This window comes from Micromonospora sp. DH14 (genome assembly GCF_029809455.1).
Lineage (GTDB): Bacteria > Actinomycetota > Actinomycetes > Mycobacteriales > Micromonosporaceae > Micromonospora > Micromonospora parva.
On the sequence record NZ_JARVKT010000015.1, the window covers coordinates 1 to 11,538 of the forward strand.

The following is an 11,538-nucleotide window of genomic DNA, read 5'->3' on the forward strand; positions in this document are numbered from 1 at the left end:
CGGCACACCGCCGCCGGAGCCCAGTTCGCCCCCTTCGGGGGCTGGGAGATGCCGCTGGAGTACGCCGGCGGGGGGGTGCGGGGGTTAGGGGGTGGGGGGTTCGCCGGAGTCCAGGACTGCCTGGGTCCAGCCGCCTTCGATGACGCCTGTCGCGTCCAGGACGGCCCAGTCGACCACGTCGGAGGTCTCCACCACCACGGGGGCTCCGATGCGGACGCTCTGGTCGGTGTTGGCGTCGCTGGCGCTCACGCCCACGATCCGCTCCGGGACCTCCCACGAGGTGACGCCCGCCCAGACGTACTCCGGGCCGTCGTCCCCGGGCAGGCCGTACTTCACCACCAGCTGCGACTCGGTGGGGAACCGACCGGCGACGAACCGGGCCCGCGCGTCACCGAGCGCGGCCCGGGCGGTGGCGACCGCACGGCTCATCGCGTCACCGGAGCGCGCGTAGCGAACGTCCGGCTGGATCCCGGAGAACAGCGTCGCGCAGGCGGCGGCGTAGTACCGCCCGTCCGGGCCGGGATGCCCGGCCGGCGGGCGCAGGCTGAGGAACGAGTCGGCCTCCGGGTCGGTCGCCGGGTCCAGTTCGAGGCGGAGCAGCACCGGGGCGGTGGCACCGTGCTGCTCCGGATTGCCGTACGCCACGGCGATGTCGTGCCCGGTGACCGTCGCCAGCACCGGCAGCTGCACGAACGCCGGCACCTCCTCGCCGGTGAGCCCGTCGGTCCAGTCCCGCAGCAGCCGGCGGGCCGCCCCGGTCATCACCGCACCCCAGGCGCGGGTGAGGTGGTCGGGCACCCCCTGGGTCTGCAACTCCAGCAGGCCGAAGCGGCGCAACCCCTTCGTGGTGAACCACAGGCCCTCGGTGTCCGAGGAGTACGGCACCAGCACCCAGTCGACGAGCCGGATACGGCCCTGCTCGTCCGGGAGGGACCGCAGCGCGGTCGCCGGGTCGAGGAACTGGAGACCGAAGACGTCCACCACGTCGCTGTCGACGGATTCGGCAACGGCCGCCGCGACCGCCCGGGCGGCCCACTCGTGTGCCGGCGGCCAGCCGGGCCGGTACTCGGCCTGGACGACCACCAGGTGCGTCGCCGCCGCCAGCCGGGCCAGTTGCTCAGTGGTGGCACCGAACGCGGTGAGCAGGTCCGGCGGCAGTTCGGGAAACTCGGTGATCGGCCGGGTGTCGACGCTCATCAGCGGGCTGTCGAGCATCTGCCGGGCCAGCCCGTGCACCGGCTCGGCGAGCCGGCCGGTCAGGGCCGCCACCGCGGTCTTCGCACTGACCTTCGGCAGCCCCGTCATCGGCACCAGGTAGGTCGCGCTGAGCGACTCCGGCACCGGTACGGGCAGGAAGTCGTCAGTGATGAGCATGGTGGGATCCCCCGGTGGCCGTGCCGGTGTTGTCGAGGCGAACGCTACCCGGCGCGCCGTGCCCGGTTCAGCCGGACAGCACCAGACCCAGGTAGACCAGCGTGGTGACCACCTCGACGGTGGCGCCGAGGACGTCGCCGGTGATGCCGCCGAGCCGGCGTACCACGTGGGTGAGCAGCGCCAGCGCGACGGCGATCGCGGCGACGACGGCCAGTGGCCCCTGCCACGGACGGCCCGGCACCGCGGGCACCGCCAGCAGCACGACGGCGACCGCGCCGGCGGCCACTGCCACCGGGCCGACAGTGCCGGCGACCAGCGCGCCCAGCCCGTCGGGCCGGGCCGCCGGCACCCCCCGCCGGCAGGCCACCGTGACACCGAACCGCCCGGCCGCGGTCGCCGCCACCACCGCCGCGAGCACCGCCGGCCAGGACCGGCCCGCCAGGTCGGCGAGCGCCGCCGCCTGCACCAGGAGTACGACCACCAGGGCGACCACCCCGAACGGGCCGACGTCCGGCTTCTTCATGATCTCCAGGGCGGCCGCGCCGCGCCGGTACGAGCCGAGCGCGTCCACGGTGTCGGCCAGCCCGTCCAGGTGCAGCCCCCGGGTGAGCAGCGCGGCGACGCCGACGGTGACGCCGGCCGCCACCAGCGGGGGAGCGAACGCGCCGGCCAGCAGCAGCACACCGGCCAGCAGGACGCCGAGCAGCGCGCCGACCACCGGGGCGAGGGCCATCGCGGTGCCGGCGACCGGGCGATCGATGCGCCCGGCCCGCACCGGCAGCGTGGTGAACGTGGTGACTGCCAGCCGGGCTCCCGCGAGCAGTCGTGGCTCAGCCGGCACGCAGGCCCGACGCCGGCTGCTCGTCCGTCCCGGTGCTGGCCGGGCCCGGCCCGGCCGGCTCCGGCTCGGCGAAGTCGGGCTCGGTGACGTCCGGCTCGGTGAGGTCCGGGTCGGCGTGGCTCGGGTCGGTGGACTCCGGCTCGTCCCCGGCCGGGTCGGTGTCGTCACCGCCACCCAGCGACGGGTGCACCGGAAGCGCGGCGGCCAGCGCCAGCACCGAGCGCAGCAGCGGCAGCGCGACCAGCGCGTTCGCGCCCTCGCCGAGATCCAGCCGCAGGTCGAGCAGCGGCGTGAGGCCCAGCACGTCGGCGGCGAGCCGCACGGCCGGGTGCCCGCCGTGGTCGGCCAGCAGGCACCAGTGCCGGGCCTGCCCGGCCAGGTCCCGGCTCACCATGCCGGCGGCCAACCCGACCGGCCCGTCGAGCAGCACCGGCACCCGGCGGGCGGTGGCGCCGAGCAGCACGCCGGTAGCCACCGCCACGTCGCCGCCGCCCAGCTCGGCGAGGATGTCCTTGGCGCCACGTGACGAACGGCGGGTGCGGTGCAGCGCGTCGCGGACCGCCGCGCAGCGGGTCATCCACGCCGCGTCGTCGATCTCGCCGGAGTCGGTGATCACCCGGCCCAGCACGGCGGGCGGCTCCGCGCCCGCGGTCGCCGCGAGCACCGCTGCGGCCGCCGCCTCGGTGCCGGCGCCGCACGCCCCGAGCACCAGCAGCTGTACGCCGGCGTCGGCGGCCTGTTCGGCCAACCGCCAGCCGTAGCGCAGCGCGGACTCCACCTGCTCCGGCGTGAGGGCCGGCTGGTCCTCGATCGGCGCGGCAGCCGGGGTGTCCACCACCTGAAGACTGGCGCCGCTCTCGGCGGCCAGCCGGGCCAACGCGCCCTGGCCGGCGCGGGCCTGCGCGGCGCGCCGCGCGGACTCACCGGCGACGGTGCCGGCCGACGCCCCACCGGCGTGGTCGCCGTGCAGCAGCAGCACCCGCACCGAACCCCAGGCGGCCGGCGTGGAGGTGCCCTGGGTGGCGGCGGCGAAGCCCACCACCCGGTCCAGCACGCCCAGCCCGGCGCCCGGTACGTCCAGGGTGGCCAGCCGGTCCACCGCCTGCGGGCCCGCGTACTCGTCGGGCATCGGCAGTTCCATGCCGGGCTGGATGACCAGCCCGGTGGCCACCATCGGCAGCGCCATTGTCGGTGCGGCCCACGCGTCGCCCGGTTCCGGCGTCGGGGTGGCCGGCGGCGTGTGGGTCAGCACGTCGGGCAGCTGCACCTCGGGGGTCGGCTCGGTGTCGGCCAGGCTCGCCGCGACCGGCGCGGTGCCGGCGGCCGTCGCCGCGGTCACCATGGCGGCTGGTTCGGTGGCGGCCGGTTCGGTCGCGGCGGCCACCGACTTGAGCCAGACCGGCTGGCCGGCGACGACGAGCACTACCGCGTCGCAGGCGTCGGCGACCGCGCGGTTGGCCGCGCCCAACGCGTCGGTGAACGCCCGGCCCAGCGGGGTGGTCGGCACCAGCGACAGCCCCACCTCGGGGCTCACCAGCACCACCCGGGCGGCGCACCCACGGATCGCCTCGGCCAGCTCGGCGATCGTCGCCACGTCGTCGGCGGGTTGGTGGTCGGGGTCGAGCAGCACCGTCACCCAGCCGCCGAGGTCGTCGACGAGCACCGTCTCGTTGGTCTCGGCGGACGCCAGCACGTCGGCCAGCCGGCGCGGGTCCTCGGTGGTCTCCTCGGTGGTCCAGCTGCCCGGCCGGCGGGCGCGGTGCGCCGCCAGCCGGGTCGCCCACTCGGTGTCCTCCGGGTCGCCCTCGGGCGCGGTGGCGACGTAGCGGACCACCGGCGCGTTGCTGACCAGGGACTCGGCGAACTCGGACTTGCCGGACCGGATACCGCCGAGCACCAGGACCGTGTTCCACCCGTCTACGGACATGCCCGTACCTTAGTTCTCCTCCTCCAGGAACGGGCACGTCGCCCCAGCCCTCCCGAAGATCGGAAAACCGTCCTGCGCCCGTTGCAGGCCAGGGTCGTCTCCGGGAGCCGATACCCCGGCGTGTACCGATTGCAGACCAGCCGGCCCTGCACCCCTCCGGCTCGCGCTCCCGACATTCGCGCGATGAACTCTTTACCTAGCCTGAGGAGAGGCCAACTGAAGATCACGCTGGTCAGCGCGAAGGTGGTGATCACCTACGGTGTTGGCCCGCCCGGGCAGAAGCTGGTTCTGCCGTTCGCCGACACAACGTCCGCACCTGACATTGGCTAGCCGCTCGTACCCCCGATCCCAGATGGTCGGGGGTGCAGAGCATGTCACCCCTGAGGCGGCTCCGCATCGCCTTCCGGCTCTGGCTCTGGCCCTGGCGGAGGCGGGTGCGCTATCCAGTGAGGCAGATTCGGAGCGCTGCGATTGCCTCTGGCAAGCTTCTCCAGAGCCTTCCGTGCCTTTTCAAGTTCATCCGCAATCTTTTTGCCCATGGGAGCAGCCGCGTCGCTCCGCCCGATGTCGCTGAGGTCGATGTCGTAGATCAACTCCTCTACCGGACCGAACGGGCCATCGGCGTTGATCGTGACGTTGTAGCGGCGAGGAGCGTCGGGCGCTCCAAAAAGTTGGAAGCTGATGTCAAAGAACCACTTGAGCGCTCGGCCAGGCGGAATTGCTGCGATGGGGCGGTTGAGCACTTCCATCTCGTCGGCGAACTCGGGCATTGCTACGGAGGACAGGGGCGGATCGAACTTCACCCGGACGTTCTTGGCCACCGTCGAGCCCGTGTTTTGGATGACCAACATGACCTTTACCGGCTCTTGCTCGTCCGGGCGGAGGTCAGCAAAGATGTACGGCTGGGCCTGGTCCTTGCGGACCTGCTCGGCGAGGTTCAGTTGCTCTTGGGCGTACCGAGCCTGGTGGGTTGCTGCGACTGCCTGAGATCCGGCGAAGAGCGCCGCCACGATGGCGGTTCCTGCGCCCACGACCGCGATCAGCAGGGTGACGGCTTCCGACGTGTCCATTTGCCCCCTCCCGGCAAGCCTCGTCGACCTACGGCCAGGGAAGGCTAAGAACGCCAGCGGCAGCAGCGGTGCCGGCCGCCGTGGCCAGAGCATCGCGGACGGACGTGCCAAAAGCCTGGAGGATCGGCCATCGAGGAGTCGCGCTTTCGAGCTCGCGGCTCATGATTGCGAGATCCGCCTCCGCCTGCGCCCGTGTGTCGGCGTCTAGGCTGTCGCTCCCTAGGATCTTTCGCGCGGCGGTGATAAAAGCCTCTGCGTTGTTCCGCTGGTTGACCTCGATATGCCCGGTCTGCGTCGCGCCTGGACTGCCCTGCTGGATCTGCGAGCCGATCACCGAGCCGTGGATGTTTGTGATGTTGACCAACGGCACGAAGTGCTCGGTGCGCTCGCTTGGCTCCGAAAGCAGCTGCTCCATCTCCCGGATCCCCGCGTGCGTGAGCTGGATCGCCATTGGGCCGTCAAAGGTCCAGTGGGCCTTGACCAGATGTTCGCCCTCCAGGTAGCGCACCGCATCCTCAACGTCCTGCTCAGTTGGCGGCACACCTGTCCAACCATCCGGCACACGAAATTCCGATGCATCTTGGTCGTCCGACTCACTGCCGCCGGTGGCCTCGAACAGCCAGTTCATGAAGGCGGTCCGGAGCTTCCGCTTGGCGTTGATGTCCACAGCTCTCCCGTGACTGGTGTGCGCGGCTCTTCCCCGTGGGCGACCCAACCCACAGCCGGCGCGTCCGATCGTATGAACGAGTAGGACCGCTCCGGCGAGTGACACGCTGGATCCCGAATCTTGTTCCAGAAAGCTTGATGAACCGGTTTGCGCTGACATGAAGTTGGTCGATGGTCGGCTTCGAAGAGATCACCTCCGAGGAGGAGTCGACAAGGCCAGCCGGGTGGGACCTAAGAAGATTCTCAACGTCTGCGCGGCTCTCCGCCGGATCGCAGAGGCCAGCTAGCCCGGTCCGCACACCAGTCCCGCCCCGGGGTCGACCGGGCGGGGGCTGCGGTGTCTCTCGTGCCCCTAGGCGGCTCAGGCGTGGGTGGGCAGCAGCCGGCCCACGAGCCTTGGAGCGGGAGCCCTATCTGCAACCCCGATGCCGGCGCGCTGGACGTAGACCTCTCGCTTGTCGGTGGCGTTGCCCTGCGGGTCGAGGACGTAGCCCGTCAACCACATCCAGCCGTTGTACGGGTCAACCTCGCCGACGGACACTAGCCGGAGCCGCAGCCCTCGGTCCCCGGTGAACTGCGGCGAGCACGCTGACCCGATCAGCAGCAGGTCCCCGATGTTGAAGGCGATCACGGCACCCACTCGAGGAAGCGGAGGCGGAGCTTGCCCGGTGGAGCCCAGCTCATGTCCTGCTCAGCCGACACTAGGAGCACGCCCATGTAGACGGCCAGCGTGAATGAGGCGTCTGCGTACTCACTCAACAGCTCCTCGCGGCGGGTGACGCAGGGCCACGGCCGGTCGCACGTCTCGCACAGCCAAAGGGGCAGGACTGGCCCGTGTTGCGTCATCGGCCCTCACCCGGCCAATGCCCCCGGATCGGGATGCGGTGGCGGGACCGGCAGGGAAGCTCTGCGCCGTAGTGCCAGCGAACCCAGCTTCGCGCTGGTCGGTGACGGTGCGCGAGGGTCATCGCCACTGACAGCAGGTAATCGTCAACCCGGACTCGTCGCACCAGACCTCCTACAATCCGCTGCCCTTGCAACCGACTGTAGACCAACCTGTACACCTCGTACAACCTGTCTAGCACGAGTAGCCCGTACCCAACGCTCAACCCGTGTGAGCCGTCCATAGGCTGCCGATCATGGTTGACGAGATGTCCCCGGTGCCGTTTTACGTTCAGCTCGCGGATGCCCTCGCCAAACAGATCGAGAGCGGGAAGTTGAAGCCGCGCCAGCCGCTTCCGAGTGAGTCCACTCTCCAGCAGGAGTACGGCGTGGCTCGCGGAACGGTCCGAGCTGCGGTTCGCCTGCTCCGGGAGCGCGGATTGGTCGTCACGTTCACCGGGCGCGGAACCTTCGTCGCAGAGCGGTAGGGCGGGCTGGCCCCTACCCTCGTATGGCGGCTGCGTGTCAGAGGCCCGGCGAGGGCCCGCAGGGTGGCCCGAAGTCCCGGTGGCTAAGAGTGGGTGCAGATGACGGGCGCCGGTTTGCAGGGATAGCCTCTGACCTGCGAAGACTGCAAACCGGTGCCGCACCAACCCGGACGGCCAAACTCCAGCTAAGGCCGCATCTGCACAAACCTATCCGTTCCTTAAGGCCGCCCAGGGTTGCGGTGCCTGCCGGCCCGTCGTCAGTCGCAGTGCTCGAACCCGCTGCCGTAACTGACCCCGCCGGTGGAGCCGCCCCACTTGACGCACGTCCCGGCGGCGCTGGCCCGCACCGGCCCGGCGTAGTAGTCGAAGGACCCGCTGTCGGTGCTGCGGGCCCGACCCTGCACCTCCAGGTACGCCGAGGCCGCCGACTTCGTACCGACCGCGGTGTCCTTGAGGGTGACCACGCAGTTGGTGCCGGTGCCCGCGTGGTACAGCAGGAAGACCCGACCCTTGCGCTGCCCGTCGCCGCCGGTCAGCGTCGCCGAGTCGATCACCTGGTAGCCGCTGCCGCACGCCTGGGCGGCGGTGTACGGGTTGGGTCGGCTGGACGGGGTGCGGCTGGGCGTGGGTCGACTGCTGGCGGTGGCGCTCGGCGGGCCGCCCGGCACCGGGGTGCGGGCGGGGTCGCCGCTGGTCGACGCGTCGACGGGGGAGCCGGACGGGCCGGCTGTCGCGGTGCGGCTGGCGCCCGGCGTCGTGCTGGGCCGGGGCGCGGTGGTGGCCACGTCCGCGGGCGGCGGCGCACCATCGGTGGCCGCCACCGCCGTTTCACCGGCCAGCGCGGCTGGCTGGTCCACCGAACCCGGCTTCGCTTCGGGTCGCAGCGCCACCACGGTCACCGCGACGGCAAGCGCGACGATGACGACAGCGCCGGCCCCGACCAGCAGGGGGAGGCGTCGGTTCGCCGGCCCGCCCGGGAGCGCGTCCTCCCGGGTCGGCTTCGGTGCGGTCGTCGGCTCGGCCGCGACGCTCGCCGGTGCGCGCAGCGCGGCAGGCCCCGCCGACACCGGCCCGGCAGGCCCCGCCGACACCGGCCCGGCGGGCCCCGCCGACACCGGCCCGGCGGGCGGCGTCGCCGCGACTGCTGGCGCGGGAGCGGCGGCGGGGAGCGGAAGGGCGGGCGCGGCGGAGGCCGCGACGCCCGGGGTCGGAGCGGCCAGCGCCCACGGTGGGCGGGCGGAGACCGGGATGCTCGCCAGGGTGGCGTCGCGGGCATCGGCGGCGGCAGCGGCCAACTCAGCGGCGCTGCCGAACCGGTCCTCCGGACGCTTGGCCAGCGCGCGGGCCACCACGGCGGCGACCGCCGGCGGAGTGTCCGCCGGCAGCGCCGCCGGGTCCTCCTGGGCGTGCCGCAGCGCCACCGCGAGGGGATTGTCACCGTGGAAGGGCGGCTGCCCGGCAAGGCAGAAGTACGCCACAGCGCCGAGCGCGTAGACGTCGGTGGCGGCCGAGACGGGCTGCCCGGTGGCCTGCTCGGGGGACATGTACGAGGCGGTGCCGAGCACCATGTTCGCGGCGGTGAGCCCGGCCATGTGCCGCGACCGGGCGATGCCGAAGTCGACGAGCACCACGGTGCCGTCGGCCTTGACCAGCAGGTTGCCCGGCTTCACGTCCCGGTGCACGATGCCGGCGAGGTGGGCGGTGTGCAGCGCGTCCGCGGCCTGGGCCAGCACCGACATGGTGGTGGCCGGATCCAGCCGCCGCACCGCGCGCACCCGGGCGGACAACGGCTCGCCCTCGACGTACTCCATCACCAGGTAGTCGACCTGGCTGCCGTCGTCGAGCACGGCCTGCCCCACGTCGTGCACCGGGACCACGCCCGGGTGCCGCAGCGCGGCGAGCATCCGCGCCTCGGCCCGGAACCGGGTGGTGAACTCCGGATCGGCGACCAGCGACGGCAGCAGCACCTTCACCGCGACCTCGCGTTCCAGCAGCACGTCCGTGCCGCGCCAGACCGCGCCCATCCCACCTGTCGCCACCCGCTCGCCCAGCCGGTACCGGTCGCCGAGCAGCACTCCCCGCGTCAACACCGAGCCACCGTACCGGCCGGCGTCAATCGGATTGATCCACCCCATGGGTCCCCGGCCGGGGCGAGCGAGCGGCCGTTGCGCGCCGGGCCGACTACGCTGGCGGGGGTTCGTCCCACGGGGACTTCAGCGGCGAGGGGAGACGCGGCATGGCGTGGAGCTGGCGGTACGAGGGCACTGACGGTCAGACGGTCGAGGGGCCGGCGGAGTCGTTCGGCAGCCAGGCCGACGCCGAATCCTGGATCGGTCAGACCTGGCGGGAGCTCGCGGCGTCCGGCGTCACCTCGGTCGCGCTCGTGGAGGACGACCGGGTGGAGTACCGGATGAGCCTGCTGCCCACGGCCGAGTGATGGCCTACGACCGCCCGGGCGGCGACGGGCTGGTCCTCGGCGTGCCCAGGGCGGCGTTCCGGCCCAGCCCGGTCTTCCTCGGCCTGGTCGCCCTCTTCGCGGTCAGCGGGGTGCTGACCTGGAACGGGTACGGCAACGTCCGGTTCACCGTGTTCCTCTTCGTGGTGTCCGGCTGGCTGGTGTCGCTCTGCCTGCACGAGTACGCCCACGCGGTGGTGGCCTACCGGGCCGGCGACCGGGACATCGCCCATCGCGGCTACCTGACGCTCAACCCGTTCAAGTACACCCACCCGTTGCTGTCGATCGTGTTGCCGGTGGTGGTGGTGCTGCTCGGCGGCATCGGCCTGCCGGGTGGCGCGGTCTGGGTGGACCGGCACGCCATCCCGGGCCGACTGCGGCACACCCTGGTCAGCCTCGCCGGCCCGGCGACGAACGTGCTGTTCACGCTGGTGTTGGTGGTGGCGGTGCAACTCGGCACCCGGTCGGGTGGCCCGGTGGAGTTCTGGGCCGGGGTGGCGCTGCTCGCCTTCCTCCAGCTCACCGCCAGTGTGCTGAACCTGCTGCCGGTGCCCGGCCTGGACGGCGGCAACATGATCCAGCCGTGGCTCAACCCGCAGTGGCGCAAGATGTACGACCTGTTCGCGCCGTACGGCTTCATCCTGCTCTTCGCGCTGCTGTGGAACCCGCGCATCGGCGGGTGGTTCTTCGACGCGGTCTTCGCGGTCGGTGACCTGCTCGGTCTGCCCTCGTGGCTCTACGCCACCGGCCTGGAGCTGATCCGCTTCTGGCAGAGCTGAGCCGGCCCGGTCGGCGTGGAGGTTCCCGCCGGCCGGGCCGGAACGGCGTCAGGGACGCTTCGCGGGGGACTCGGTCTTCGCCGGGTTCCGCTCGACGATCGGAGCGATAGCGTCGTCGATCGCCGTGAGCAGGTCGGCGTCGAGCTTCAGCCCGGCCGCCTTCACGTTGTCGTGCACCTGCTCGGGGCGGGACGCGCCGATGATCGCCGACGAGACGTTCGGGTTCTGCAGCACCCACGCCACGGCGAGCTGGGCCATGCTGAGCCCGGCCTGCTCGGCGAGCGGCTTGAGCTGCTGGACCCGGGTCAGCACGTCGTCGTTCATGAACCGGGAGATGAACCCCGCACCCGACTTCTCGTCGGTGGCGCGGGAACCGGCCGGCGGCGGCTGGCCCGGCAGGTACTTGCCGGAGAGCACGCCCTGCGCGATCGGCGACCAGACGATCTGCCCGATGCCCAGTTCCTCGCTGGTCGGCACGACCTCGGCCTCGATGACCCGCCAGAGCATCGAATACTGGGGCTGGTTGGAGACCAGTGGGATGTGCAGTTCCCGGGCGAGCGGGTGGGCGGCGCGCAGCTGGTCGGCGCTCCACTCGGAGACGCCGATGTAGTGCGCCTTGCCGGAGTGGACGACGTCCGCGAACGCCTCCATCGTCTCTTCCAGCGGGGTGCTGTAGTCGTAGCGGTGGGCCTGGTAGAGGTCCACGTAGTCGGTGCGCAGTCGGCGCAGCGAGCCGTTGATCGACTCCATGATGTGCTTGCGGGACAGTCCACGGTTGTTGCGGCTGGGCCCGGTCGGCCAGTAGACCTTGGTGAAGATCTCCAGGCTCTCCCGGCGCTCGTTCTGCAACGCCCGGCCGAGCACGTCCTCGGCCCGCCCTCCGGCGTACCCGTCGGCGGTGTCGAAGGTGGTGATCCCCGAGTCGAGGGCGGCCCGGACGCACGCGAACGCCGCGTCCTCCTCGACCTGCGAACCGTGGGTGATCCAGTTGCCGTACGAGATCTCGCTGACCATCAGGCCGGAACGGCCCAGGTGTCGGAATTCCATGTACCGACC

Annotated in this window: 11 protein-coding genes; 3 read left to right on the forward strand and 8 right to left on the reverse strand. The window is 72.0% G+C overall.

Annotation, left to right across the window (positions count from 1 at the left end):
- Positions 1-84: 84 nt before the first annotated feature.
- The 6 genes from QCZ28_RS20030 to QCZ28_RS20055 form a co-directional block, all read right to left on the reverse strand.
- Positions 85-1,374, reverse strand: a complete 1,290-nt coding sequence (locus tag QCZ28_RS20030; RefSeq protein WP_279518091.1) for a DUF2314 domain-containing protein — start codon at positions 1,372-1,374, stop codon at positions 85-87.
- 67 nt (positions 1,375-1,441) lie between these two features.
- Complete coding sequence (locus tag QCZ28_RS20035) at positions 1,442-2,215, reverse strand: adenosylcobinamide-GDP ribazoletransferase (protein ID WP_279518092.1); 774 nt, start codon at positions 2,213-2,215, stop codon at positions 1,442-1,444.
- Positions 2,205-4,142, reverse strand: coding sequence for a bifunctional adenosylcobinamide kinase/adenosylcobinamide-phosphate guanylyltransferase (locus QCZ28_RS20040; RefSeq protein WP_279518093.1), 1,938 nt, complete (start codon positions 4,140-4,142; stop codon positions 2,205-2,207). The genes QCZ28_RS20035 and QCZ28_RS20040 overlap by 11 nt, the downstream gene beginning before the upstream one ends.
- Before the next feature lie 374 nt (positions 4,143-4,516).
- On the reverse strand, positions 4,517-5,212 hold the full coding sequence (locus QCZ28_RS20045) for a hypothetical protein (protein WP_279518094.1): 696 nt from the start codon (positions 5,210-5,212) through the stop codon (positions 4,517-4,519).
- A gap of 28 nt (positions 5,213-5,240) precedes the next feature.
- Entirely contained in the window at positions 5,241-5,879 is a 639-nt protein-coding gene (locus QCZ28_RS20050; RefSeq protein ID WP_279518095.1) for a hypothetical protein, read from the reverse strand.
- A 360-nt stretch (positions 5,880-6,239) separates the two neighbouring features.
- Positions 6,240-6,518 carry a hypothetical protein gene (locus QCZ28_RS20055; RefSeq protein ID WP_279518096.1) on the reverse strand — a complete coding sequence of 93 codons (279 nt, stop codon included), beginning with the start codon at positions 6,516-6,518 and terminating at the stop codon, positions 6,240-6,242.
- 499 nt (positions 6,519-7,017) lie between these two features.
- Here QCZ28_RS20055 and QCZ28_RS20060 point away from each other — a divergent pair, with 499 nt between their 5' ends.
- A complete protein-coding gene (locus QCZ28_RS20060) occupies positions 7,018-7,248 on the forward strand; it encodes a GntR family transcriptional regulator (RefSeq protein ID WP_279518097.1) in 231 nt (76 codons plus the stop codon).
- A 257-nt stretch (positions 7,249-7,505) separates the two neighbouring features.
- Here QCZ28_RS20060 and QCZ28_RS20065 read toward each other — a convergent pair whose 3' ends face one another.
- The gene (locus tag QCZ28_RS20065) at positions 7,506-9,338 is read right to left on the reverse strand and encodes a serine/threonine-protein kinase (protein WP_279518098.1); all 1,833 of its coding nucleotides are present in this window, start codon (positions 9,336-9,338) and stop codon (positions 7,506-7,508) included.
- Positions 9,339-9,484: 146 nt separating this feature from the next.
- Here QCZ28_RS20065 and QCZ28_RS20070 point away from each other — a divergent pair, with 146 nt between their 5' ends.
- Both QCZ28_RS20070 and QCZ28_RS20075 read left to right on the forward strand, forming a co-directional pair.
- Complete coding sequence (locus tag QCZ28_RS20070) at positions 9,485-9,685, forward strand: hypothetical protein (protein ID WP_030337978.1); 201 nt, start codon at positions 9,485-9,487, stop codon at positions 9,683-9,685.
- A complete protein-coding gene (locus QCZ28_RS20075) occupies positions 9,685-10,482 on the forward strand; it encodes a site-2 protease family protein (protein WP_279518099.1) in 798 nt (265 codons plus the stop codon). The genes QCZ28_RS20070 and QCZ28_RS20075 overlap by 1 nt, the downstream gene beginning before the upstream one ends.
- A gap of 48 nt (positions 10,483-10,530) precedes the next feature.
- Here the strand turns inward: QCZ28_RS20075 and QCZ28_RS20080 are convergent, their stop codons facing one another.
- On the reverse strand, positions 10,531-11,529 hold the full coding sequence (locus QCZ28_RS20080; protein ID WP_279518100.1) for an aldo/keto reductase family protein: 999 nt from the start codon (positions 11,527-11,529) through the stop codon (positions 10,531-10,533).
- Between the last annotated feature and the right edge of the window lie 9 nt (positions 11,530-11,538).

Coding starts and splice junctions, on each gene's coding strand:
- QCZ28_RS20030 (WP_279518091.1), bottom strand. CDS start 1,374: ATGCTCATCACTGACGACTTCCTGCCCGTACCGGTGCCGGAGTCGCTC.
- QCZ28_RS20040 (WP_279518093.1), bottom strand. CDS start 4,142: ATGTCCGTAGACGGGTGGAACACGGTCCTGGTGCTCGGCGGTATCCGG.
- QCZ28_RS20045 (WP_279518094.1), bottom strand. CDS start 5,212: ATGGACACGTCGGAAGCCGTCACCCTGCTGATCGCGGTCGTGGGCGCA.
- QCZ28_RS20060 (WP_279518097.1), top strand. CDS start 7,018: ATGGTTGACGAGATGTCCCCGGTGCCGTTTTACGTTCAGCTCGCGGAT.
- QCZ28_RS20070 (WP_030337978.1), top strand. CDS start 9,485: ATGGCGTGGAGCTGGCGGTACGAGGGCACTGACGGTCAGACGGTCGAG.
- QCZ28_RS20075 (WP_279518099.1), top strand. CDS start 9,685: ATGGCCTACGACCGCCCGGGCGGCGACGGGCTGGTCCTCGGCGTGCCC.
- QCZ28_RS20080 (WP_279518100.1), bottom strand. CDS start 11,529: ATGGAATTCCGACACCTGGGCCGTTCCGGCCTGATGGTCAGCGAGATC.